General features: G+C 40.5%; 21 protein-coding genes and 3 pseudogenes. 19 read left to right on the top strand and 5 right to left on the bottom strand.

What is annotated here, in order from left to right; translation table 11 throughout:
* Positions 1-445 precede the first annotated feature (445 nt).
* From B9Z54_RS14050 to B9Z54_RS14040, 3 genes and pseudogenes are all read left to right on the top strand, one after another.
* Positions 446-712 (top strand): phosphocarrier protein HPr, encoded by a 267-nt coding sequence (locus tag B9Z54_RS14050; RefSeq protein ID WP_113928990.1) that lies wholly within the window; start codon positions 446-448, stop codon positions 710-712.
* Positions 712-2429 (top strand): annotated as a pseudogene (gene ptsP, locus B9Z54_RS14045) (phosphoenolpyruvate--protein phosphotransferase). Before B9Z54_RS14050 ends, ptsP begins: the two are co-directional and overlap by 1 nt.
* A gap of 832 nt (positions 2430-3261) precedes the next feature.
* A pseudogene (locus B9Z54_RS14040) lies at positions 3262-4130 on the top strand (NAD(P)-dependent oxidoreductase).
* A gap of 715 nt (positions 4131-4845) precedes the next feature.
* On the opposite strand, the gene B9Z54_RS14035 reads toward B9Z54_RS14040, so the two are convergent.
* Positions 4846-6015: an aminotransferase A gene (locus B9Z54_RS14035; RefSeq protein ID WP_113928989.1), complete on the bottom strand. Its 1170-nt coding sequence runs from the start codon at positions 6013-6015 to the stop codon at positions 4846-4848.
* A 344-nt stretch (positions 6016-6359) separates the two neighbouring features.
* Here B9Z54_RS14035 and corA point away from each other — a divergent pair, with 344 nt between their 5' ends.
* Positions 6360-7355: a magnesium/cobalt transporter CorA gene (gene corA, locus B9Z54_RS14030; protein WP_113929007.1), complete on the top strand. Its 996-nt coding sequence runs from the start codon at positions 6360-6362 to the stop codon at positions 7353-7355.
* 395 nt (positions 7356-7750) lie between these two features.
* Positions 7751-8656 carry a chemotaxis protein gene (locus B9Z54_RS14025; RefSeq protein ID WP_113928988.1) on the top strand — a complete coding sequence of 302 codons (906 nt, stop codon included), beginning with the start codon at positions 7751-7753 and terminating at the stop codon, positions 8654-8656.
* 850 nt (positions 8657-9506) lie between these two features.
* Here B9Z54_RS14025 and B9Z54_RS14020 read toward each other — a convergent pair.
* On the bottom strand, positions 9507-9971 hold the full coding sequence (locus B9Z54_RS14020; RefSeq protein ID WP_113928987.1) for a YkyB family protein: 465 nt from the start codon (positions 9969-9971) through the stop codon (positions 9507-9509).
* A 396-nt stretch (positions 9972-10367) separates the two neighbouring features.
* Here B9Z54_RS14020 and B9Z54_RS14015 point away from each other — a divergent pair, with 396 nt between their 5' ends.
* The 9 genes and pseudogenes from B9Z54_RS14015 (at position 10368) to B9Z54_RS13975 (ending at position 19062) form a co-directional block, all read left to right on the top strand.
* Positions 10368-11897, top strand: coding sequence for a Ppx/GppA family phosphatase (locus B9Z54_RS14015; RefSeq protein ID WP_240189928.1), 1530 nt, complete (start codon positions 10368-10370; stop codon positions 11895-11897).
* 96 nt (positions 11898-11993) lie between these two features.
* Positions 11994-14092 (top strand): annotated as a pseudogene (locus B9Z54_RS14010) (RNA degradosome polyphosphate kinase).
* Between the two features lie 203 nt (positions 14093-14295).
* Entirely contained in the window at positions 14296-14511 is a 216-nt protein-coding gene (locus B9Z54_RS14005) for a hypothetical protein (RefSeq protein ID WP_113928986.1), read from the top strand.
* Positions 14512-14981: 470 nt separating this feature from the next.
* Positions 14982-15746, top strand: a complete 765-nt coding sequence (gene fadH / locus B9Z54_RS13990; RefSeq protein WP_113928983.1) for a 2,4-dienoyl-CoA reductase — start codon at positions 14982-14984, stop codon at positions 15744-15746.
* A gap of 705 nt (positions 15747-16451) precedes the next feature.
* Positions 16452-16709, top strand: a complete 258-nt coding sequence (locus tag B9Z54_RS26510) for a hypothetical protein (RefSeq protein ID WP_345840733.1) — start codon at positions 16452-16454, stop codon at positions 16707-16709.
* Complete coding sequence (locus tag B9Z54_RS26505) at positions 16706-17317, top strand: EAL domain-containing protein (RefSeq protein ID WP_345840732.1); 612 nt, start codon at positions 16706-16708, stop codon at positions 17315-17317. The genes B9Z54_RS26510 and B9Z54_RS26505 overlap by 4 nt, the downstream gene beginning before the upstream one ends.
* 26 nt (positions 17318-17343) lie before the next feature.
* Positions 17344-17670 (top strand): EAL-associated domain-containing protein, encoded by a 327-nt coding sequence (locus B9Z54_RS26500; protein WP_345840731.1) that lies wholly within the window; start codon positions 17344-17346, stop codon positions 17668-17670.
* Positions 17671-17734: 64 nt separating this feature from the next.
* The gene (locus tag B9Z54_RS13980; protein ID WP_240189927.1) at positions 17735-17977 is read left to right on the top strand and encodes a hypothetical protein; all 243 of its coding nucleotides are present in this window, start codon (positions 17735-17737) and stop codon (positions 17975-17977) included.
* 434 nt (positions 17978-18411) lie between these two features.
* Complete coding sequence (locus B9Z54_RS13975) at positions 18412-19062, top strand: DUF3993 domain-containing protein (RefSeq protein WP_162785218.1); 651 nt, start codon at positions 18412-18414, stop codon at positions 19060-19062.
* Here the strand turns inward: B9Z54_RS13975 and B9Z54_RS26705 are convergent.
* Both B9Z54_RS26705 and B9Z54_RS13965 read right to left on the bottom strand, forming a co-directional pair.
* Positions 19014-19331 (bottom strand): glutaredoxin domain-containing protein, encoded by a 318-nt coding sequence (locus B9Z54_RS26705; protein ID WP_113928981.1) that lies wholly within the window; start codon positions 19329-19331, stop codon positions 19014-19016. The two genes, B9Z54_RS13975 and B9Z54_RS26705, sit on opposite strands and share 49 nt — an antisense overlap.
* Positions 19332-19519: 188 nt before the next feature.
* Positions 19520-20470, bottom strand: a complete 951-nt coding sequence (locus B9Z54_RS13965; RefSeq protein WP_113928980.1) for an MBL fold metallo-hydrolase — start codon at positions 20468-20470, stop codon at positions 19520-19522.
* Between the two features lie 292 nt (positions 20471-20762).
* Here B9Z54_RS13965 and B9Z54_RS13960 point away from each other — a divergent pair, with 292 nt between their 5' ends.
* The 4 genes from B9Z54_RS13960 (at position 20763) to B9Z54_RS13945 (ending at position 23626) form a co-directional block, all read left to right on the top strand.
* Positions 20763-21020: a YkuJ family protein gene (locus B9Z54_RS13960; protein WP_113928979.1), complete on the top strand. Its 258-nt coding sequence runs from the start codon at positions 20763-20765 to the stop codon at positions 21018-21020.
* Positions 21021-21159: 139 nt separating this feature from the next.
* The gene (locus B9Z54_RS13955; RefSeq protein WP_113928978.1) at positions 21160-21363 is read left to right on the top strand and encodes a hypothetical protein; all 204 of its coding nucleotides are present in this window, start codon (positions 21160-21162) and stop codon (positions 21361-21363) included.
* 259 nt (positions 21364-21622) lie between these two features.
* Positions 21623-22060, top strand: a complete 438-nt coding sequence (cbpB, locus tag B9Z54_RS13950; RefSeq protein ID WP_113928977.1) for a cyclic-di-AMP-binding protein CbpB — start codon at positions 21623-21625, stop codon at positions 22058-22060.
* Positions 22061-22129: 69 nt separating this feature from the next.
* A complete protein-coding gene (locus B9Z54_RS13945; protein ID WP_113928976.1) occupies positions 22130-23626 on the top strand; it encodes an MDR family MFS transporter in 1497 nt (498 codons plus the stop codon).
* Positions 23627-23999: 373 nt separating this feature from the next.
* On the opposite strand, the gene B9Z54_RS13940 is transcribed toward B9Z54_RS13945, so the two are convergent.
* Positions 24000-24731: a sulfite exporter TauE/SafE family protein gene (locus B9Z54_RS13940; RefSeq protein WP_113928975.1), complete on the bottom strand. Its 732-nt coding sequence runs from the start codon at positions 24729-24731 to the stop codon at positions 24000-24002.
* 134 nt (positions 24732-24865) lie between these two features.
* On the opposite strand from B9Z54_RS13940, the gene B9Z54_RS13935 reads away from it, so the two are divergent.
* The gene (locus tag B9Z54_RS13935; RefSeq protein WP_113928974.1) at positions 24866-25756 is read left to right on the top strand and encodes a LysR family transcriptional regulator; all 891 of its coding nucleotides are present in this window, start codon (positions 24866-24868) and stop codon (positions 25754-25756) included.
* The last annotated feature ends 88 nt before the right edge of the window (positions 25757-25844 follow it).

The following is a 25844-nucleotide window of genomic DNA, read 5'->3' as shown; positions in this document are numbered from 1 at the left end:
GGGAAATCTAAATAAGGACGCATTGAAAGGCAGAAATAATCACTTATTCCCTGAAGCAGGGGGCGGTTCATCAGTACAGGATATTCCTTCTGGTGCTAAAGTTTTCTGCTAAATGTGGAGAGCAGCTCTCTTCTTTATTACATACCAGATTACTTCCAGTTAAATAGAGGGTAATTATTGAAGTACCTATTAAACACCAGCAAAGTTTACGAAGAAAAGGCTAAAATAAAGAAGGGGTAAATGCCTGATTTTGGTCATAAGATGTCTAATTTATGAAAATAATAAAAATATCATGCTTTACAATTGTTAAACTTTGAATTGCATGCTATTCTTTTAAATTGAAAAGGCTTATGTTCTTTCCGTATTATAGCAATATTTGATTGGGTTATTACACACCCTTTTAATAAGCTGAAAAAATAAACCAAATTTAAGGAGAAGATTAATCATGGCACAAAAACAATTTACAGTTACAGCTGATACAGGGATTCATGCCCGTCCAGCAACACTTCTAGTTCAAACAGCAAGCAAGTTTGATTCTGAGGTACACTTGCAGTATAAAGAAAAGAAAGTAAATCTTAAGTCAATCATGGGTGTTATGTCTCTAGGTGTAGGCAAAGGCGCTGATATTACAATCATCACTGAAGGAAGCGATGAAGATGAAGCATTGAACAGCCTTGAAGAAACCCTGACAAAAGAAGGACTTGCAGAGTAATGTCAAGCATGATCAAAGGAATAGCAGCTTCAAATGGCATTGCCATCGCAAAAGCCTATCGCCTCGTCGAACCTGACCTTTCTTTTGAAAAAAGGAAGTTGGAGATGTGGACGGTGAGGTAAACCGCTTCAGGGAAGCACTCTCGACTTCAAAGTCTGAATTGGAAGCAATCAGAGAGAAAGCCCATGAAGACCTGGGTGCAGATAAAGCGGCGATTTTTGATGCCCACTTACTTGTTTTAAGTGATCCTGAATTGATTACACCTATAGAAGATACAATTCAGAATGAAAAGGTAAATGCAGAAACGGCTCTTAAAAACACGGCAGATATGTTCATTTCTATGTTTGAAGGAATGGACAATGAATATATGAGAGAGCGTGCGGCGGATATTCGCGACGTTACAAAGCGTGTACTTGGCCATTTGCTTGGTGTTCAAATCTCAAATCCAAGTATGATTTCAGAAGAAGTCATCATCATTGCAGAAGACTTGACTCCTTCTGACACAGCCCAGCTGAACAGGGAGTTCGTCAAGGGATTCACAACCGATATCGGCGGAAGGACTTCCCATTCAGCCATTATGGCACGCTCTATGGAGATTCCTGCTGTGGTCGGTACTAAGGAAGTTACGTCTGAAATCAAAAACGGTGATCTTGTTATCGTTGATGGATTGAATGGTGAAGTACATATCAATCCTACGCCGGAAGTGGTTGAGCAATACAAGAAAGATTATGAGGATTATGAGAAGCAGAAGCAGGAGTGGGCAAAGCTGGTCAATGAAAAAACAGTTTCCGCCGATGGCACTCACGTAGAGCTTGCAGCCAACATTGGTACACCTAAAGACTTGGAAGGTGTAAGAAATAATGGTGGTGAAGGAATCGGTCTTTACCGTACTGAATTTCTTTATATGGGACGGACGGAACTGCCTAGTGAAGAGGAGCAATACGAGGCATACAAGGCTGTACTTGAAGGAATGGGCGAGAAGCCTGTAGTTGTAAGGACATTGGACATCGGAGGGGATAAAGAACTTCCATATCTTGACCTTCCAAAAGAAATGAATCCTTTCCTTGGTTATCGTGCAATCCGCCTTTGTCTTGATGAACAAAGCATCTTCCGTACTCAGTTAAGGGCACTGTTAAAGGCCAGCAGTTTTGGGAACTTAAAAATCATGTTCCCGATGATTTCCAACCTGAATGAATTCAGGGAAGCGAAATCCATCCTGGAAGAAGAAAAATCCAGCCTTATCGAAGCTGGCGAAAAAGTTGCAGATTCCATAGAGCTGGGAATCATGGTGGAAATCCCATCTACTGCTGTAATGGCCGATGTGTTTGCTAAAGAAGTAGACTTTTTCTCCATCGGTACCAATGACCTAATTCAATATACTATGGCTGCAGACCGTATGAACGAACAAGTCTCTTACCTGTACCAGCCATATAACCCGGCAATTCTGCGTTTAGTGAAGATGGTAATAGACGCGGCCCATAAAGAAGGCAAGTGGGCTGGAATGTGCGGGGAGATGGCAGGGGATGAAATCGCCATACCTATCCTTCTGGGCCTTGGACTCGATGAATTCTCTATGAGTGCCACTTCCATCCTGAAAGCACGTTCACAAATCAGGAACCTGAATAAATCTGATATGGAAGCCCTTGCTAATGAAGTACTGGGACTAGATACGAATGACAGTGTAATTGCAGCTGTCCAAAAAGTTATTCATTCCTAAATAAAAAACGATTCATTTGGAGAAATGAGGGTATATAAGTAGTACATCTGCGGTAGACTTACTTAGCCTTTTCATTCTCATTTCCCCTATTTACCAGGTGTTCATGCACCTGGTTTTCTTTTTGCTTAGGAACTTATAATCAGGGCGCTTCCGCTTTAGTTCTTTCAGCCATTAATCATTATAAATGATGTAAGCGCTTTTTTAAAGAGGTGAATTCGGAAATTTTTTTTGAAATAGGTTTAATATTTTATGAAAGAGGGAATTCTATATTTAAGCATAAAGTTGGAGATTCTCTTTTTACAACCCCCTTTTCTTTGAGGGCCTGCATAGCAGGTCCTCTTTTTTATGGTTCTGAAAACCCCTGGCTATGCCTAATGTTCCAGCAAGTTTATAGCGAAGTATAGAAAATCTCCTTTCATGATGGGATAAGCAGGCTTCATTAACGCTTAATACCATTCAAGCAGGCGGTTTGCCTGTGAAGGACATTAATAATCTTAATTAAGCGGAATTTTTCCGGCTAAGCTGAGAAACTGCATTCGATCTGGGGTATATAAGCGGAATTTCTCCGCTTAATTTAGCTATTTCTGTTGCTTTTTTTAAAATAAACGGAATTTCTTCCCTTATTTCTTAAGGTTTTTTCATTGAGGATAAATGGCTTTTAAAATCAATCAGTGGTCCTTTTTGGCCAAGGCTGGTAAGAGAGGATTCAAGCCGCAGGGCAAACCACCAGTCCTCAATGGTGGTTTTGATTTTATATGCCAAACAATAAAGTATTATTAAAACAGAAAATTCTTTATAATAGCAGTACACTAAAAGAAGGGGAATGGTAAATATGAATACGTTGAAAGTTGGATTCATTGGAACAGGAGTAATGGGAAAAAGCATGGCTTTTCACCTCCTGCAGAAGTATGGAAACGTATCTATTTATACAAGAACTAAAGAGAAAGCAGGAGAGCTTCTAAATGCAGGAGCTGAGTGGAGTGAGTCTCCAGCAGAATTAGCTTCCACAGTAGATATTCTCTTCTCGATTGTCGGCTATCCTCAAGATGTTTCGGAAATTTACTTAGGAGAGAAAGGTATTCTGCGAAACGGAAAAAGGGATTGATAGCAGTGGATATGACTACTTCAAAGCCTATGCTTGCTCAAGAGATTTATAATAGAGCTAAATCCGAAGGTATACATACGCTTGATGCACCGGTTTCAGGAGGAGACACCGGGGCGAAGAATGGAACACTTTCCATCATGGTGGGCGGAGATGAGGCTGTTTATGAAAAAGCACTCCCTTACATGCAGGCGTTTGGATCCAATATCAGATATCATGGACGGGCTGGTTCCGGGCAGCATACCAAAATGGCTAATCAAATCGCTATAGCCAGCAATATGATAGGGGTATGTGAAGCGCTTGTATATGCAAAGAAAGCAGGGCTGGATCTTGAGGATGTATTGAAGACCATCTCAGGAGGAGCAGCAGGCAGCTGGTCGCTTTCCAATTTAGCCCCAAGAATGGTTGCAGGCGACTTTGAGCCGGGTTTCTATGTTAAGCACTTCATCAAAGACATGGGAATTGCACTCGAAGAAGCTGAATTGATGGGGTTGTCATTGCCTGGTTTGTCATTGGCGAAAGAGCTGTATGAGGAACTTAGTTCAGCGGGTGCTGAAAATGATGGAACACAAGCACTGATAAAGTTATGGAAGGAATAAGCAGGGGCATATACTCTATAGTCTTTATTGCTGGAGGTTCGAGCAATAGGTGTAACAAGTTAAAAGGATACAGGGCATAATAATAAATAAATGGATTCCGAATTTATTTCTGAAATCAGAAATGCCGCCGAAAATAAGTATTATAAAGGTAAAGGCAAAATATTACGGCCATAAGGTCATCAGCTATAATAAGAAATAGAAAAGGGCTTTTTCCTGTAACGGGTTCTGTTTTCTAGAACAAAATCAACAATTACACATTAAAAGGAGTGTCAAATCGCATTGATTTTGACACTCTTTTGTTGATTTGACGGCATTTTGCTGGTAAATCTGTTCAATTGGTAATGCAAACTGTACCCTAAATAGCAAATGACAGAACTTTTTGGTCTTCAAAATTTGTGACACAATTTCCTATACACTTTCAATCCCAATATTAACATGAAGGAGAGCTGTTAATTATAAAAAATCTAGCAAGGGTTTGATTGGAACGGAATGTGCGTGACCTCCTGCGGGACTAGCGTGACAGGTGAGACCCCACAGGCGAAGCCGAGGAGGCTCACCGCACGCCCCGCGGAGTCACGCACATGGAGTGGAAATCAAAAGACATTCTTTTTGTGAGATTAACTCAACCATTTCTTAGGCTAATTAGAAGTTTGTACTTCAAGACAGAACTCGTTACCTTTCCTGGTCCTTTTCTATTTATCGTCGAGGGCAGCAACTACTTCTTTATAAAGGGTTCTGTATCTTGCACATATGCTTGAATTCTCTTCATCCCTTTCTGCAGTTCTTCCATCGAACACGCATAGGATAGGCGGAAAAACCCTTCACCGAATGAAGAAAAACTATTTCCGGGAACTACACCTGCTTTATATTTTTGAGCCAATGTAAGAGCGAAAGTAAATGAATCTGTGTTAAAGAAGTCAGGAATTTTAACGAAGAAGTAAAAAGCTCCATCTGGAAGAATTACCTCGAAGCCCATTTCCTTTAACTTTTCAGAAACAAAATCCCTTCTGATTTTATATTCGTCCCTCATTATATCGGAGTCATTAATTCCCTTAGTCAAAGCTTGAAATGCCGCTTTTTGTGATATTGAGGAGGCGCACGACACATTATATTGATGGACTTTGAGTATGTGTTTAGCAATATTTTCGGGTGCAAACACCATTCCTATTCTCCATCCGGTCATGGAATGGGATTTAGACAAGCCGTTAATGACGATAGTCTGTTCTTTAAGAAATTCAGAGATTGAAGTATGATTCCGATCGTATGTCAATTCGCTGTAAATTTCATCTGCCAGGATAAATATGTCCTTGCCTTTAATAAGGCTGGCAATTTCTTTTAATTCACTGGCTGACAGACTTACTCCGGTTGGGTTGGATGGATACGGAAGAATGATGCACTTCGTTTTATGTGTTATGTATTTTTGCAAGACGCCGGCGTCCAGTTTGAAGCCATTTGATACCGTATCGGCAAATACTGGTGAAGCCCCGCATAATTTGATGATTGGTTCATATCCAGGATACACAGGCCCTGGCAGGATGACTTCATCTCCTGAATTCAATATAGTTCTAAGAGTTGAATCAATTCCCTGGGAGGCCCCATTTGTAATGATTACTTCATTAGCCGGGTCGAAAGAAACATTGTATTTAGTTCTGTAAAAGTCTGCAGCCGCTTCTCTTAACTCATGGAAACCAGCATTATGGGTATAGTTAGTATATCCCTCATCAATAGCTTTATTGGCTGCCTCTTTGACATGATCCGGAGTCGGAAAATCAGGCTGGCCAAGGGTAAGTGATACCATATCTTCAATATCCGAGACCAAATTGAAGAACTTTCGGATGCCTGATATTTCGATATCTTGAACTTGTTTATTGATTAAATGGTCCATTATTTAACACCTTCTCTTTCTAACTTGTTTCATATTTTACCATGTAATCGGCATTAAAACGACAATTGAAGGTTACCTTGTTTTTAAAAAGGGTAAAAAATAAAAGCTCTTTCGCAAGGATAGCGCCTGTTTTTAAAAGTAATGGATTTCCGCTGCAGCCCCTCTGGGAAAGGTGAGACCCTTAAAAACAACCATTTTTTTAACAGAGTCAAAATATTTAAAAGAGCAGCATTAAAACAGAACACTTACTGAGGTAAGCAATAGATCGCGCTCACGAAGGGCAAGTTATTTAAGAAGTATAGATGAAGGTTTTCATATATTACATGGAGTTTGGGGAGAACGATATGATTAGAACCACAGTAGTTAAAAAAAATGGGGATGTAAGACGAGACCTCCCCTTAAAAGAGGTCAATAAAGAAGACAATAAATGGTTTTGGGTCGACTTTTCCCAGCCTGACAGCAATGAGATCAATCAGCTTCAGGAATTTTTTCACTTTCATCCTTTAGCCATAGAGGATTGTATAGAAGATTTCAGTGAAAGACCTAAACTGGATTTTTATGATCACTATTTTTTCCTTCTGATGCATACGATTGATCATAAGACACTCGACTTTCATGAGGTGAATATGTTTGTCAGTGATCAGTTCATTGTCACCTTCCATAAACAGCCTGTAGAAATAGTGGATAGTATTTGGAAAAAGGCAGGGGAAATGAAAAGCGGAAAATATACTACTTATAATATTATGCATGAAATTATAGATGCCATGGTGGATGATTTCTTTCCGCTGGTATACAAGATTGAAGACAACTTGAACCAGATCGAGGATGTACTCGAGAATGCCAATACTTCAGCAATCATGGAGCGCCTCTTCGATATCAGGCACGACATGTCTAAGCTCCGCAGATCACTCGTTCCAATGAGGGACTTGCTGTACAGGATTTTAAATAATGGAAAGTTAAACTTTCTTAAAGAACATCACCTTTATTACAATGATGTGTATGACCATTTATTAAAATTGGTTGAAATGCTTGAGTCATACAGGGAATTTTCCTCCGATATCCGTGATAATTACCTTTCCATCAATTCAGATAAAATGAATAATATAATGATGACTCTGACTGTCATTACAACTATATTTATGCCATTGACGTTCATTGCCGGCCTGTATGGGATGAACTTTGCCTATATGCCTGAACTGGATGAAAGAAACGGCTATTTCATTGTTCTGGGAATAATGGGTCTGATAGCGCTTGGAATGTTCATGTTCTTCGTTAAAATCGGCTGGCTGCATTTTGGTATAAAGAAAAGGAAGAAACGCCGCAAAATACGGCTGAAGTAATTCACTTAAAGTGAAGAACCTTCTAATGGAGAAAATAGGGACAGGAAAAGTTCTTAGGACGGAATACAGTGGAATCCGTCCTTTTTATTGAGAAATGAAATGTTTATTAGGTAATTAAAATTTCCAGAGAGAAAAAAAGCTATTAGACACTTTAGAAAAGGATAATTAATGCCGATATAGATAGAGAGAATCATCGTTTTGTGGAATTTCCGTGCAGTTGAGACGGTTCTTATAAGGAACTGGCTGCCGAGGCATGCTTCAACTGCAAGGGATCATTCAGCCATGTGACAAAAGCTTGAAGACTGCCTTTCAAAGGCTGAAAAAAAAGCAAAAATGGGCTCAGAGTTCAATCTGCCCTCTTGGACAGTATCTCTAAATTGAAAGGATGCTGAAATATGAATAAAGATAAAGGGATTCTGCTTGAATCAGGAACCAATGAATTAGAAATCGTCGAATTCGAAGTAGGCCGCAATAAATACGGAATTAATGTGATTAAAGTGAAAGAAATCATTCAGCCCTTGCCTGTGACACCAATACCTCATGCACATCAATTCATGGAAGGCCTTATTCAATTAAGAGGGGAAGTCCTCCCGGTCATTGATATGAGAAAAGCGCTGGGTGTTATGGATGGGCAATCAGTTAAACAGGATAAATACATAGTGGCTGAATTCAATCAGCTAAGGGTCGTTTTCCATGTGGAGAATGTTACTCAGATCCACCGAATCTCCTGGGAGCAGATTGAAAAGCCTTCGACTATGTATCAGGGTTCTGGATCTCAGGTAATCGGAGTCATCAAAAAGGGAGAAGACATGCTTCTTCTTCTTGATTTTGAGAGCATAATGGCAGAAATAAATCCTGACTCTGGAATACAGGTTGAACAAGTAAAGAAATTAGGAAAGAGAACCAGATCGGAGAAAAAGATTGTTGCTGCGGAAGATTCACCACTTCTAAGAAAATTATTAAGTGATACATTATCAGAAGCGGGTTATGATAATGTTGAGTTTTTTGAAAATGGAAAAGAGGCTTATGAATACCTCGAATCCATAGCTGCGTCTGCCATCTATATTGAAGATGAAGTCAACCTGGTTCTGACTGATATCGAGATGCCGCAAATGGACGGCCACCACCTTACAACTCGGATTAAAGAGCATGCAGTGTTAAAAAGTCTGCCGGTCATCATTTTTTCTTCGCTGATAACCGAAGATTTAAAACATAAGGGTGTAAGAGTGGGAGCCGAAGATCAGGTGAGTAAACCGCAAATAAATGAATTGGTCTTAAAAATCGACAAATATATACTATAAACCTGTTTCTTGCGTGCGGACTAAAAAGAAGCAAGGCTGGATTTTCAGCCTTGCTTCTTATTAATTATTTGGCTCTGTTAAAGAGTGTTGATTTTTTTCATAGTGTATGTTGACTTCCACTCCAGGTGTACGACTCCGCGGGGAGTGCGGTGAAACAAAAGCAGAAGCGGCTGTTCAGCGACGTACAGATTTAAGGGCTCACGCATGAGATAAAGGAATCACGAAGAGCTTAAGCGATTCGATGATGACTTATCTATATAAAGTGGAAAGGCCCCGCTCAGCGGCGTACGGACTGGACTGACTCCGCATGAGATAAAGGAAACACAACAAACGTAGTTTGTTGATGTTGACTTATCGCAAGGAGGAGGCAGGGAAGTACGCTAGCCGTTGGGCCTTGCAGCTAGATTAGCAAGGAGAGAGACCGAAATCTGATAGTCGCTGGCCGCTGGAACTGGATGAGCCTCCTCAGCTTGCTTCCGGGGTCTCACCTGTCCCGCTGGTCCCGCAGGAGTTCACGCACCTTCCGTTCCAATCAAATAATTACTAGATTTATTATAATAAAATACTCTCCTTCATATTAATATTGGGATTGAAAAGTGTATAGGAATTTGTGCCACAAATACTAAAGAACAAAAAGTTCTGTCATTTACTATTTAATGTACATTTTGTAATACCAATTGAACAGATTCACCAGCAAGAATACCGTTAAATCAACAAAAAGAGTGTCAAAATCAATGCGATTTGACACTCCTTTTTATTTATAAACAGAACCCGTTAAGGAAAGACCGCCTTTTTTTCTCTTCGGAACATTTGCCTGTCGGGCCTGTTCAGGGCGCTTTCGCTTTTGTTCTTAATAACTATCACCGAGTTTTTTGAATACAGGCTTCTGGTAACTCCGGCCGTAAGCGCTTTGAACAGGCTCTTTCTTTTCTTTTATGCCTGTATATTTTTCGAGAATCACTTTGGCTTCCCCCAGGCTCATTCTGCATTTTGGATTTCGGGTTGATTTATCCAGCGTTCCAAGATGGGGGAGGTTTTCGAAATCGGATTTAGCAGGGGGGATATGGAAAGTATACAAACCGCAATCAACCAAAACGTCTGACTGCTGCTGGCTGTACCGTGGATTGTTTGAAAAATGCAATCCTACTTTAACGGCTTTGCCTTCTTTGATCATTTTTTGGAGAGCTTGTTTTTTCAAAGAATACAGATACTTTGGATTGATAGCAGTTTTGGCGTGGCGGTTCACCGTGAAAACAGCTTGTGAGAGGCTTTTAACTGTAGTAGTATGAGGGGTTGAATCATGGGAATTTCTCAAAATATTGACTCCTTCCTTAAAGTGGAATAGTTTTATTCTATTATACCTTTTATTTCTATGTTTGAAAAGTTTGGAAAAAACTAAATCAAATAAAGCGAGTTCAGATGAACAACAATATATTTAGCTTATCACATGATAAGTTAAAGTTTAAGGTTAACTTATCTTCAAAGCAGGTAAATAATAAAGAGGCAAAGAATATGAAGCTTGGTATACCTTTCGAAGGGCAGTTCTCGAATGCCGGCTGGATACGAGGAGTCAGCACCTATTTTATTTCTTGCTTACCATAATATTTCAAAATATTTGAGTAAGAAGAAAGTGAACATGGTACATAATGGTACAAGGAATCTCTCGTTTCTTACTACCGGCAATACTATAATTTTAATTAGGATGATGATAATGAATAAAAGTGCAATCGTAGATATAGGTTCCAATACAATCCGTCTGGTTATATACAGCCATTATCCGGATGGAAGATATAAAGAGATAGAAAATGTTAAAGCAGTAGCGAGGCTAAGGACCTATTTAGGAGAGGATATGAATCTATCCAAGGAGGGTCTGGATAAACTCCTCAAGGTCCTGAAGAGCATCAGTGAAATCCTGGAATTTCATGAGATTTCTGCAGCACGATGTGTCGCAACTGCCACTATCAGGCAGGCAGGAAACAGGGAAGAGATTATTTCTGCAGTCAAGAGGGAAACGGGAATGAATATAGAAATATTATCAGAGGAGCAAGAGGCTTTTTACGGGTATCTTGCCGTCATTTCAAGTACTCCTGCTGAAACGGCCCTGACAATTGATATTGGGGGAGGCAGTACGGAGATCACCTTTTTTGAAGAGAGAAAACTTAAGGAGTCCCACAGTTATCCTTTTGGTGTCGTTTCCTTGAAACAACAGTTCATTAAAGGAGATTCAATCACAGAAGAGGAACGTAAAAATCTTATTCAATTTCTGCAAGGAGAATTTTCTAAGCTTCCTTGGCTGAAAAATAAGAGAGTCCCTATAGTTGGGGTCGGAGGAAGTGCGAGGAATTTAGCTCAGATTGATCAGCAGCAGAGAGACTATGAAATTGCAGGAGTCCATCAGTATATCCTCTCAGGGAATACTATCTCATCCATTCGTGATCAGCTTTTCCCGTTGAGTTATCAAGAAATTGAAAAAGTAGAAGGACTTTCAAAAGACAGGGCAGATATTATACTGCCTGCTGCGGAGGTGTTTCATCAGCTTTTCGACTATACCCAAGCCCCTTACTTTATGGTCAGCCGCAAAGGGCTCAGGGACGGCCTGGTGTTGGAGATGGCAAATGGGAGCGTTGAAAAGGCTGTGAACCGGGACTCTGTCATTGAGATGAGCATGAAGGAACTTTGCCATGAGTTCGATATTAATGAATCTCATTCTAAGCAAATGATCTTCTTGGCGGGAGAGTTTTGGAAACAGCTTTCAAACTTGGGATACTGGAATCTGGAATCAGGCGATCTGAAAATGCTTCAATATGGAGCAGCATTATATTATCTGGGTGAATATATTGATTCAGATTCAAGTTCACAGCATACTTTCTATATCATGGCCAACCGGTCGATTAATGGTTTTCTCCATAAAGAGAGAGTTCAGCTTGCCAGCATTTCTTCTTTTAAAAATAAATTATCTCTTAAACAATATCTCAAGTTATTTTCGGAATGGTTCACTAAGGAGGAAATGAAGAAGATAAGAGAAATGGGGGCTGTCCTGAAGCTTGTTTACAGCCTGAATGCGAGTAAAAGAAATATTGTTAAACAACTGAATATCACGAAATCAGGCTGCTCTTTGGAGGTTTCTGCGCATTGCAAGGGTGATTATCTTGCAGAGAAATACCAGACAGAGAAGCAAAAGAGGCATCTGGAGAAAGCACTTAGAACGGATATTACAATGAATTTTAAAAGGATAGAGTAAATTTACTAAATCTTAACTTTCTCTTAATAATTGCCAATTCTGTATTTGCTAGGATAAAAAAGATAGAAGAAATGTATGAGAGGGGGAGCAGATGAGATGGTGGCAGAACAATTTGATTCACCTCATTATTATAACAATAGAGAACTTAGCTGGCTTGCTTTCAATGAAAGGGTATTGGAGGAAGCTCTGGATTACAATAATCCGCTGCTGGAAAGAATGAAATTTCTGGCGATTTTCAGTTCCAACCTTGATGAATTCTTTATGGTAAGAGTAGCCGGATTAAAAGATCAGGTGAAAGCCAACTATAATAAACCAGAGAATAAAGCGGGTTTGACCCCGAAACAGCAGCTGGAAGCGATATCATCTAAAAACCATGAACTTGTTGAACTGCAGGATGAGACATTTACGAACCTCATTATTCCGCAACTGAATGATGAGAAGATTCACCTCACGAACTTGAAGGACTTAAATCAAGAACAGATGACCTTTCTGGAAGTTTTTTTGAAGAACAAATCTTTCCTGTTCTCACACCAATGGCTGTGGATGCGTACCGTCCTTTTCCCATGTTATTGAACAAGAGCCTCAATCTGGTTGTGATTCTGGAAAATCCGGAAGCAGAAGATGAGGAAGAGAGGGAAAAGGTTGCACTTGTTCAAGTGCCTTCTGTGCTGGATAGGGTGATCGACCTTCCGTCCGAGGATGGGGTGGAGATGTACATCTTGCTGGAAAATGTGATCATCCATTTTATTGATAAAGTTTTCAATGGGTATAATGTGAAATCAGCCAGTGCATTCAGAATTACCCGCAATGCAGATATGACCATACATGAAGAAGGCGCAAGGGATTTGCTGCTTGAAATTGAGAAAGAGCTTAAAAAAAGAAAATGGGGTGCAGCTGTCCGCCTGGAGGTGCAGGAGGGGACCATGAATGAAAAAGTCCTTGAGTATCTGCTGGAGGAGCTTGAAATCCACAGTAAAGATGTGTACAAGGTCAAAGGGCCGCTTGATTTAACTTTTCTTTTCAGTTTCATAAGCAAGTTAAAGAAAAAGAGGGATAACCTTTCCTTTGAAGTGTTTATTCCCCAGCCTCCACTGGATTTGCACTCGCATGAAAACCTGTTTGAAAAGGCTTTTCATGAGGACCTTTTTTTCCATCATCCCTATGAATCCTTTGAACCGATAGTCGACTTTGTTTCGTTGGCTGCCGATGATCCCAACGTCCTTGCCATCAAACAGACTTTGTACAGGGTAAGCGGGGACTCTCCTGTAATCGATGCATTGAAGAGAGCTGCCGAAAATGGAAAGCAAGTAACGGTACTGGTCGAATTAAAAGCCAGGTTTGATGAGGAAAACAATGTTCAGTGGGCTAAAGAGCTGGAAAAAGCAGGGTGCCACGTTATTTATGGTATGAACAATCTGAAGACACATAGTAAAATCACACTGGTTGTCAGGAAGACACATGGCAGAATTGACCGTTTTGTGCATTTGGGTACAGGCAATTATAATGACCAGACGGCTAAATTATATACGGATATGGGAATTATTACCTCAAAAAGAAAGTTTGGGATCGATGCCACGAACTTCTTTAATTATCTAAGCGGATACACAGATAAACCTGTGTTTCATCACCTGGTTGTTGCCCCTTTTGATATAAGGGATGAATTCATCAGGCTGATTGACCAGGAGATTGAGTCTCATAAAAACTATGGAAACGGCAGAATCATTGCAAAGATGAATTCATTGACTGATAAAGAACTCATCATGAAAATGTATGAAGCCTCCGCTGCAGGTGTGAAGGTCGATTTAATCATAAGAGGCATCTGCTGTCTGCGGCCTGGAATAAAAGGAGTCAGTGACAATATCCAAGTCATCAGTATTGTGGGCAGGTTCCTTGAACACAGCCGGATTTACTACTTCCACCACAATGGAGAAGGGAAAATGTATTTATCTTCTGCTGATATGATGACCAGGAATATGGTCAAACGCGTAGAAATTTTATTTCCGATTTACAGAGGCAGCATCAAGAAAAGGCTGCTGGACATCCTGGACTTAACGCTGGCTGACAACATGAAAGCCAGAAAGCAGGATGCTGAAGGGAACTATCATTACGTCGAGCGAAAGGAAGGGACACCTCCAATTAACAGCCAGATGGAATTGAAGAAGGAAGCTTATGAACATCTTTCATTGGAAAATTGATAGGCGGCTGATATTCCCAGCTGTAAAAACGAGAAGCGTTTAATAGGCTGCTGAATGAGCGGAACGAATCCCTGGTAAGTATATAACTCTTGTGCTGAAGCAGAAAATAATAAGTTGACAAAAGGCAGGAAGATAATTTACTTTTAGTGTAATGGTGGTAAGCCGTTTCTTGCCCAGAGTTTATCAGCAAAGGAGTATGTTTTATGACGAAGCATGAACATATGGAAATGATCATCCTGCCAACAGATCAGGGTGAGGTGAAGGTTTTCGTTTACGGGTTTAAACCATTTGGATCCTGGGGACAAGTAGTTGTACAATTAAACGACATGACCGTCGATTCTAAAGGATACAATCGTAAAAAAACGATCATTCGAACATTGGCCCAGCTTCATCAGCTGCTGGTTAATAGTCAGGATTAAGTTTAATATTTTATTACTATAGACTGAAAGCCGGAGTGGAGCACATTCACTTCGGCTTTTTTTTTAGATATAAATTTCTGTGGTTTTTCTTGAATATTTTCTTTTGGAGAACTTGCTTGAAACCCATACAGACAGAGTTTAAGCGGTTGGCAGCCTCTAAGAGCTCCCCTGAGACTTATTCGAACTAAGTATTCCAAACTAGCAGTCTCCATGCATCCTTATCAAAATCTCCTGAACTTCTTCAAACACTGGCTTGGCGGGGCTTCGAATCTTAAACCGCTGAACAACATCACAAGCATTTTCCCAACCATTATCAAATACCTGAAGCTGACTTATATACAGCCTGAAAAGTATGGGTTCTTAGAGTCAAAGGATTTTTCTGCTGTAAGTGTTTTCATAAGAGGTAAATTGTTATATAATTCTGACATAACATTAAATGAGTGATTATTCATTCACCTGGAGGGAAAGAGATGAAAACAGTAATCGTTACAGGCGGATCAAACGGAATGGGAAAGTATATGGCAAGGCACTTTTTGGAAAAAGGATGCAATGTGGTGATAACCGGAAGGGATCTAGGGAGACTGGAAAATACAAAAGAAGAATTTGCTTCATTATCTTTATCTGGGAAGATAGAGGTTTTCCAAATGGACGTCAGGGAGCCTGACCATGCAGCAAAGATGATTGAATTCACCGCAGAAAAATTCGGAAGTGCCGATACTTTGATTAATAATGCCGCCGGGAATTTTATAGTGCCTGCTGAAAAACTGACTCCTAATGGATGGAAATCGGTCATTGATATAGTGTTGAACGGTACATTCTTCTGCTCACATGCTGCAGCCAACTATTGGAAAGAGACTGGGACGAAAGGGAACATCATCAATATGGTCGCTACATATGCTTGGAACGCTGGTGCGGGAGTTGCCCATTCTGCAGCTGCAAAAGCAGGAGTGCTATCCCTGACAAGAACACTGGCGGTCGAGTGGGGCCATAAGTATGGTATCAGAACAAATGCTATTGCTCCCGGTCCGATTGAAAGGACCGGTGGCGCCGAAAAGCTGTGGGAATCAGAGGAGGCTGCTAAAAGGACGATTGACAGTGTTCCTTTGAAACGATTGGGCACGCCTGAAGAAATAGCAGGACTTGCTTATTTCCTGGCTTCAGAAAGCGCAGCTTATATCAATGGAGAATGTATCACCATGGATGGAGGGCAGTGGCTTAACCGTTTTCCGTTTTAAGGGCTTCTCAAAAGAATCCAGCCAGTCTTTGGCTGTATTTTATTATGTGTTTGCCTTTAAAGGAATTCAACATTTTCTTATGGTAAACCGTATCGAAAAGTAAAACGCCAGATCCAGCTTTAAGAGAAGGTAATGGAAGGCTATTTTTGTATACTTTATTGCTATTTAAGAGTAACTTCGTTAGGTATTCGCATTTTTAAACAAGGCTCTTTTCGTAAACTCTGTTGCTATTTAATATGTAATTCTGAAAATAATACCCTAATTTCCCCGAAATATCCTGGTAAGCAAGAAAGAAAAGAGCTTCACCCTCCGTTTATAGAGGAAATCCTTCGTTTCCGGGGAAAAATCCGTAAATAAATATTGCTTTGAAATGTGATTTTACCTTCTGCCCCCTTCTGCGTAGGAGGATTGGAGCGGAAGGCGGACGATCTCCTGCGGGACTAGCGGGACAGGTGAGACCCGGGTTCCGTACCCACTGGAACGGAACCTTCCTCTCGAGGAGGCTCACCGCCCGCCTGGAGCGGAAATCCTTTAATTCTCTACAGCCACAATCTTTGCGAAAAGAGCGTAATGAATAAGTCCTTCTCCTTAATTCTAAAGCATGATTTTACCCTTAAATAAATAAATCCACTCATCATCCTTCTCTAGAAAGCATCAAGATATGATATACTCAATAATATTTTATGTGTAGGGAAGTGGTTGAAGATGGATCCATTGGAAGTTGTAGCGAATTTGAATCGGGCTTTTCCTTATTTTCAACCTGTATTCAGTGCGGATGAGCATACCATTATGGGATATGAGATATTGGGCAGGTATCAGGCTGACACTGGAGTAGTCAGTTTAGGACCTTTTTTCCTCGATGAAGACATACCTGATGAATATCGAATAGAGGCAGATAATAATATTCTGTCCAAGGCGTTAGAGAAATCCCTGAATGAAAACATTGCCCCTTGTTTTTTGTGAACAGGGATGCCAACTTGCTAATGGCTGATAGAGGGGAATCACTTCTTGAACTCCTTTTGAGTTTTTGCGCCAAAGGGTTGAAAATGGAGAGAATCATCCTTGAAATATCAGAAAAAACATTTAGAGGTGACTTTGAGCAGTTATTTCATCTGATTCAATATTACAAAACCTTTGGTATCAAAATTGCTATTGATAATATAGGCGGGGACAGCGATCAGTGGGAGAGGCTGGCAAAATTCAGTCCGGATATCATGAAGGTGGATCTCCAGCACTTGCGTAAAGAAGCTGGAAATACAACATTCCATAATATTCTTTACAGTCTGTCCATGCTGGCCAGAAAAATTGGTTCCACGCTTCTTTTTGAAAATATAGAATTGGACTATCAGCTTCACTTTGCATGGAAGAACGGCGGCAGATATTATCAGGGCTTCTATCTTAAGGATCCTTCAGCAGATTTTCTGCCAGCGGAAATCCTCAGGGATAAGTTAAAGACTAAATGCCAGGAATATATTGAACATGAAAAGAGACACTTAAAAGCTGTTCATAATCTTTCCCAGGTTTTGCAAAAGGAAACGAATGAGTATATAAGTGATCTGAAAAAAATATAAAGGAATTAGATGCCTTGCTGACAGGATTGGCAAATCTAGTTGGAGAAAAATTTTTCCGCCTCTACATTTGTGATGAAAATGGTTTTCAGCTGACAGAGAACCTGGTCAGGAAAGCAAACATATGGGAAACGGTGCAAGGTTTTAAAGGAAAGAATTGGAGCTGGCGGCCTTATTTCCTTGAAAACATAATGAGGATGCAGAACAAAAACGCAGGATTGCTTTCAGATTCCTATAGTGATATTGAAACGGGGGAAATGATCAGGACTTTTTCTTATCCATTAGGTGAAAATCAATATTTGTTCATGGACCTTTCTTATGATTTCCTGTACGACCAGGATGGAATTCTTTCTTAGATTCCAGAATAGATGAAGCTTGAGTGGGCAACTTAACCTTAAAAGCTTGTTAAGGGGTGGTATGATGAGCAGTTTTGTTTTGATCCTCATGCTCATTAGTGCAGGATTGCTTATTCTGTCATTGTTGTATACGTTTAAAGTTGCCCGTCAGCAGAAAGCCTTAAAAAACGAACTTGATACTGATTTACCGGATAAAGTACAGGAGCATCCATATACAAAAAATCCAATTTTCCTCACATACTTAATTGCGGCTGTCCTTGTTATATTATTTATCATCTATAAAGCAATTGATCTATATGCACCCTGAATGAAAATACCAGGCAGGAATAAGAGAAGAAGACTGAGTCATGTGTTGACGCGGCCTTCTTCTTTTTTATTCGCTTTTTTATAAGACTGCAGTTGTTAAAAAGAAAGGGATTCCTTCTCAATGGGTACATCTTCACTCCAATCCCCTTAATTAAAGGGCAGTTGGCGAAGTGCTAATAAAAGACTCACAGTAATGAATCGTGCAGAAACAAGACACCCATTTCTTCATTAGGAGGGAAAAACTTGACACTATAATTTTGGTAAATTATTCTTTCGGTAATTTTTTGTTTTACAAATATGACAAAAAGGGAACAAGTTAAATGAAATTAATAAATGAATCTGTCTGCTTTTGTTAGTAAAATGCGAACGGTTTACATACTATCGACAAGCTGGGATTGCTACAATGGAAAAGAAATCCAAAGGGGAGAAGATAAAATGAAGAAAAACTTTAAGAAACTAACAGCGGTACTGATTGCAGCCATTATTTGTATTACTTTCATTGAACCGGCAACTGCCCTGGATAAAGAGGACATTGTCAAAAGAGTGGAAACTTCTTTCGATAAACAGGTCTCGTTAAGTGAAAAACCCAGGGAAATGAACGAAATTGACGCTATTTTAAGAACTCATTTTACTGAAAGGTTCACGAAAAAATTTGTGCTGGAAAATGTAATTGAAACGGATGAAGGTTTCCAGACTTTCGGCTCAGACTTTGCCTCGTATTATATCCCTAATTTCAGTTACACTGAGAAAACAGAAGCAGTTAAAAAGGGAGAAACGGTATATCTGTATGAATACATTACCTATGAGGACGGACCTGTTTCTTTTGAGGATGGGTATCAGGGAGTAAAACTGGTAAAGGAAAATGGCGATCTGAAAGTTGACGATATCTTCTTTGAACTTCCGGAAGAGCTTGAAGTAAGGGAGAACACTAAAGAAGAATCTACAGATGAAGGTACTCGCGACTTGGAGACGGCAGCAGGGGAGAACAACTTGGCTCCCCTTTCCGTTTCATACTTGACGAAACAATATTTTATTTTTCAAGGGTATTTCCTGGATGCCGGCAAAGGCTCACAGAATATAATCTGATAGAGAGCTTTGACACGTGATGTGTCATTTTTTTTGCCTAAAATCTCTACCAGCTTTGAGATATCCGAGCTGTAAAATACTTCATCATTCATCACTATCAAAGGCGTTGACATCGCCTTGTATTTTTCAATCAATTCTTTTCTGGAAGCGGGATCCTTCCTGATGTCTTTTTCGATGAATGGAATCTCCTGATGGGTTAAGAATTCTTTAACGAAAGAACATGGAGGGCAATCCGGTTGAGTATATACCGTGATGTTTGTGGGGTTCAATCTTTTCACTTCCTTTTTAAAGTCTGTTTTAGTGTGAATTGTTGCTTTCGGAAAAATCCCAAGAGCGGGATTTTTCCCCGGTTACCAAGGCTTCTCCCTTATGGTCTTTTCTTTCTTGCTTATTAGGATATTTCAAGTGAATTATGGCGTTGTCCTGACTGCCAATTTCATATTGAAAGCAACAAAGATTACGAAAAGAGCCTTTTAGAATGGTGTTTTTCGATGTAGTCGATAAGACCCATTGCTGAAACCTTCATATCCAATTCTAAGAGGCGTAGGAAACGTTCATTTTCACTGAGCCTGCTATTGGACTTCAGCACTTCTTTTTTCAACGCCTCAGTCAATGCAGCAAGCTTAGTTTCCGATTTGTTTTCTTGAAGGATGTGATAAGCTGTCTCTACAAATATTCTCAACCAATTCTTGACCTCTGTCAAAACTTTTTCCGGTTCTGTAGAAATGCCAAAGTGACCGAAATATATTTTTTTCAAGTCCATACTGCTGTATAGGTTTAGTGATTGCATCATTTCATCCGGATTGAATTGGTTGGGTGACGTGGAAGGCAAATAAAGGGCTTCCCCCTCAATGATATATCCATAATTTATCCCTGCAGTGTCTCCTGTGAATATCCCTTTCGATTTTTCGTCGTAGATACTGAAATGATGACGGGAGTGCCCGGGGGTATCATAGAAGGTCAGAGTGCTGTCTTTGCTCAATTGAAGTTGTTCGTTATGTTTCTTTATGATGACCTTTTCTGGAGGAACAGGGATGATCGGGTGGAAGAGGCGGTCAAAATCCCCTCCATATACCTGCCTTGCGCCAGCTTCCAGCCTATCTGGACTTATAAGATGCCTTGCTCCTTTTTCATGAACGATAATTGATGCGTTCGGACATTTTTCCAGAAACAGACCTGCACCTCCAGCATGATCCAAATGGATATGGGTTACAATGATATTTTTAATTCTTTCCAATGAAATCCCCATTTGTTCAAGACCTTTTAAAAGGTGGGGGATTGATGGGCTTGCAGAAGTTTCAACAATGGTCAATTCATCTTCTTTGATGACAAAGGCACCGGTTCTGAAGGGTTCCTTCAAATCAAAAAGGTCAATTACGGAAATTCTTTCTTCCTGGTCAATGATCATTTTCTTATCTCCTTTTTAGGAAAGGTAGTATACGTTAAAACATGAGAAATCCTTTTAATTGAGTTTACTGCCAATATTAATTATAGACGAATAGAAAATAAAAACAAAAAATTCTGTTTTTTCTTGAGAAGGGAAAGTGGTGGTGTTATCTTAAAAGGTGTGATAGAGTTGTATGTGTTTTTAGTAAGGAAACCTTACAGGGGATGGCGATTTATCTCATCTTCTGAAAGGATAGAAATTGTGATAATGCAAAAGATAAGAAAGAATGAAGTGAAGAAAGGAGAGACGGTCAATGTCTCAGCTTCTGGGGATCATTCAGCGTTTAAAATCATTGCAGGATGGTACAGATACAGGTGAAACTCAACAACGTTTTTTTGAAGTCAATGGTAAAAAACTATGTCAGGTAAAGTATTTTTCTAATACCGATACATTTGAATTAGAAGTATACACTGATGATAAGAAAGCCAACAAATTCCCGTTCGATGATATCGATATTACGGCAATTGAAATTTTTGAATTGCTTCAGGAAGAAAAGGAAAACTCCCAGTAGTATCGGGAATAGGTAAACATTTGAGAGAAAGTGGTCACTTCAATGTGATCGCTTTCTCTTTTTTGTTTTTAGGCATATTCTTGTGGTCAGCTGCTCCCCTGTTTAGAGAGAAAATTTTAATATCTGGGGGGTACCTGCGGTGTATAGAAATATTAAGCATGACGGAACTTATGATAGAGGTGATAGGATGAATACTGATAAAAATCCGGAAATTATATGTCCGGCATGCGGCAGAAAAAAAGATATGGAAGATGTCCTGACAGCATTGTCCAATCAGAATGTGATGTATGACTGCCCTTCGTGTGGCTATCACAAGAAAAACATTGTAACGAAAAAGGGGTAACCAGTTTCTTGAATCCATCTTTTTTCCAAAAGTATGATACAATATAAGTCGGCTTTTATTTAGCTTTTTTCGAAAACTTTGCTGCTGATTATGTATAAAGACACTTGGAGATTGTCTGCCTCAGTCGCTATTCCTTCAGGGATTCCCAGCTGCGGGAACATAAGGTCGGGGGTCAGGCGGCGAGGACTGTGAGGACAATTCCTCGAAGCAGCATTTCATTCGAAAAACAGCTTTTATTACGAGAGTGAGGGGTTCAATAATGTTTTCGTTACACAGCAAGGATTTTCTGGAAGCGAATATTGCCGACTTTATTATACCGTCAGAAAAGGTAGCCCATGTACAAAAAGCTAATACATTGGAACATGCGCTGCTTGTTTTGACGAAGAGCGGATATTCGTCCATTCCTGTGCTCGATCCTCAATTCCGGCTGGAAGGTTTGATCAGTTCAAGTTTGATCACAGATTCAATCCTGGGACTTGAGCATATAGAATTTGAAAAACTGGATGAGAAAAAAGTAGAGGAAGTCATGAATGTGGATTTTCCTACCATTACACTCGGAACAAAGTTTATAAAAGCGCTTCAGCTTTTAATCGATCATCCGTTTCTTTGTGTAGTGGATGAAGACGGTTACTTTGAGGGAATCATGACCAGGAGGGTTATCCTGAAACAGCTGAACCGCAATATACATAACGGATGATATTGGGAGCTCCCGGCACGGGGGCTCTTATTACTGAGATTAGATTAATGCCGGAAGGGGGAACAAGAAATGTCCAAGGAGGATGGCAGTCCAGCCGGACAGGCTCCCAATAGGACTAGAAGGCCATTTGTTCTGGCTGCAGTCATGCTTGCCATGTTCATGGGAGCAATAGAGGCAACCATTGTATCTACTGCCATGCCGGCTATTGTGGGAGATTTGGGAGGTTTTTCTTTATACAGCTGGGTATTCTCAGCTTATTTACTGATGAATGCAGTTACCGTTTTGATTTATGGAAAGCTATCTGATTTATTTGGAAGAAAGCCAATCATAACTTTCGGAATTATTATATTCATGGCTGGGTCCATACTTTGCGGTTTCTCACAGTCAATGGAACAATTGATCATTTTCAGGCTGATACAGGGGTTTGGTGCAGGCGCGGTCCTTCCAATGGCGACTACCATTGTCGGCGATATTTATACGAGAGAAGAGAGGGCTAAGATTCAAGGGTATTTGTCTTCTGTGTGGGGTATTTCTGCTGTAAGCGGACCTGCAATAGGCGGCCTGCTGGTCGAGTATGTCAGCTGGCATTATGTATTCTGGATCAATATTCCGCTTGGTGTGCTTTCCATCGCTGCCCTTTGGCTCTTTCTTCATGAAGATGTTAAAAAAGAAAAGCACAAGATCGATTACCTTGGCGCAGTATTGCTGACGGTCGCTATTTCCACATTGATGTTCATCCTTGTGGAAGGCGGAGTACATATCCCTTGGGATTCACTTGCTGCTATCGCTTTACTCGGTACAGCCGCCGTATTCTTTATAGGGTTTATCTTTCAGGAAAGAAGAGCCCCGGAACCAATGATGCCTTTCGGTATATGGAAGGAACGTTCCATCTTTATAGCCAACATCGTTTCACTTACAACAGGTGTCATGCTTATTGGCATTTCCAGTTTCCTGCCTGCATTTGTTCAGGGAGTCATGGAACGAAGCCCCACTGTCGCTGGTTTCACTCTGACAACTATGTCGATCGGCTGGCCGATTGCCGCAACTATTGCAGGAAGACTGCTGTTGAAGATAGGATACTACAAGACTTCGCTGATCGGCGGATTCTCTCTTATTATCGGAAGTATTTTCTTCGTCACCATGGGGGCTGATTCGGGACCTTTATGGGCAGCGGCCGGTTCCTTCTTTGTAGGTGCGGGGATGGGTTTGACTTCTACCTCGTTTATCGTTTCTATCCAAAGTACGGTTGAATGGAGGCAGAGAGGGATAGCCACTGCTGCCAATATGTTCATGAGGAACCTGGGAAGCACCTTGGGAGCCGCTTTGCTCGGCGGGATCTTAAACAGCTCTATTAAGCAGTATTTAGAGGCCAAGGAAAATACCAAAGCTGACATTGATGTAGTCAATATGCTTCTTGATGAGGAAAAGAGAATTGAGCTTGCCGGTCCGTTAAGAGAAACCTTGCAGTCTGCATTGACCTTCTCGCTTCACTGGGTATACATCGGGGTACTGTTCTTCGCTCTTGTCAGCCTTTTGCTTATTTTGTTTCTTCCTAAGAAAAGCTGAAATGGAGATGTCAGGCAGATCAAATAGAATCTAGTGACCTGGTCATGAGGCTCGTGTCTGGGTATTTAAGAAATCGATGGGTCCAGAAGAGTGGGAAGGCAGCTTAGAATCCGATGTAGTTGAGCAGTGCTGATAGAAGAGCCTGAATGCATTTACGGATTAAATAGAGTCAAAAAGGCATCCAGCATTGCGCAATAAGGCTGGATGCCTTTTATATTCACACGCTGGCTGGCTTGGTAAAAGCCATTTAAACTCTCACTCCAGTATCATGAGTGAGAGTCAGGAAGTTTTCGGACTAATAGCAATACAACACAGGTACATTACAGTATGAAAATCACAGAGTAAAGACGGATAAGCAGATGCTTAAAACTACTCAAAACAGCAAGGAATGAATCAACTTAGTGATTAGAATGAGAGTCATAGCGTTTAAGATGACTCTTGCAAATTGTAAGGGAATCTTTTCTGCGGTTCTTACCGCTATCTGTGCTCCCAGCAGGCTGCCGAGACAAAAGGCCAAGCCTGCCTGCCAGATGAAGTGTCCATTGTACAGATAAGCTGTAAAGGCGGCAGAACAGGATATAAAGGTTTGAAATCTTGTAAAGGCTATTGATTTAATATAAGAGATCCCTTTGGATAAGAAGGTATGCATTAAAATTGTTGCCTGCCCTGGTCCAAACATTCCATCATAGAAACCGATAGCTGTTAAATAAGGACCTGTGCATTTTAAAACCTGGGTATCCTCGCCCTGAGATGAAGAGGGCTTCTTAATGAAACTAATTGAAAATGCAGTCGTTAAAAAAATGATTGCCAGGACTTCCAAAGTTGTCTGAGACAGCAATCCTGCTGTCAGTCCCCCTGCAATCCCGCCCCCAAATGCAAAGGGAAGGATAGAGAGGGCTTCCTTCGACCGTATTTCTCTTTTCTTCAGTAAATAGGCAAAGCTGGAAAACGAACTCAGCGTATTTGAAAACTTGCTCACAGCTATGGCGGAATGAATGGGCAGACCTGAGAGAAGCATGACAGGGAGGCCGATCAAACCGCCGCTGCCGGCAATTGTACCAATTAGCGCCGTGAAGAATCCGGCAGTGAAAAGGAGAAAGAACATGTTATCACCTCATTTATCATCATTTAGTCGCAACCTCCTCTCTGCTAATAGACTATTCCTTGAATGGTGATAATGAAATAACATAAAATTTAAGATATAATATAAGAAAAACTTATCAAGGGAGTGGAGGCATCATGGCTTTTTCTGAATACCAGTTAATGTGTGTTCTTGCTCAGGAAATGAATATGAGAAAAGCGGCGGAACGATTGTTTGTTTCACAGCCTGCTTTATCTCAAAGGCTGCAGAACATTGAAAAGGAGTGGGGGACCAAACTGTTTATCAGGTCCCAGAAAGGATTGTCTCTTACTCCAGCAGGAGAGCTGGTCGTTAAGTTGTCACAGGAAATGCTGCAAAAGGAAGAAAAAGTGAAAGAAGAAATTCAAGCTTTGGAGTCAAAAGTGCATGGTACTTTAAAGATTGCCTGTGCATCTATAGTTGGCCAGAACTGGCTTCCTCAAGTGCTGAAGAAGTTTGTGGATACTTATCCGCATGCCAAGATTTCATTGATTACTGGGTGGAGCAGTGAAATTCTGGAAGCGTTATATGAAGATGAGGTGCACATAGGGATCATAAGGGGGACTGCTGATTGGAAAGGGCCAAAGTATCACCTGTTTACTGACAGGCTTTATTTGGTGGACAGGGAGATACAGAAGGTGGAAGAGGTGTTGGAAACAGACCGGCCTTTCATTCAGTTCAAAAGTGATTCAAACTACTATCAGGAAATTCAGGACTGGTGGCACCGCCAATTTCAATCTGTCCCCAAACGGACGATAGTGGTCGACCAAATTGAGACGTGTAAACAGATGACCTTCAATGGAATAGGGTATGCGATTCTGCCTGCGATTACTTTGAATGGTGCTGAAGAAGATCTATATAAAATTCCATTGATGGATGAAAAGAAAGGGTCTATTCACAGGGACACATGGCTGCTTGGTTATGATTCTGCATTCCAGCTGAAGCAGGTTCAAGCCTTTGTGCAAATAGTAGAAGAGTTTTTAGAAGAAAACAACACATCAATATTATAGTGCTCTAATTATTGAAACATCATTGAAATTAAAACCGACGATATTAATTAGAATTCTTGTCTTTCGTCCTTTAATTTGGTAAAGTGTT

The organism is Bacillus sp. P14.5 (assembly GCF_003316765.1).
Classification (GTDB): domain Bacteria; phylum Bacillota; class Bacilli; order Bacillales; family Bacillaceae_B; genus Rossellomorea.
Note: the sequence above shows the minus strand (reverse complement) of the source record. Positions and strands in the feature narration are given on the sequence as shown.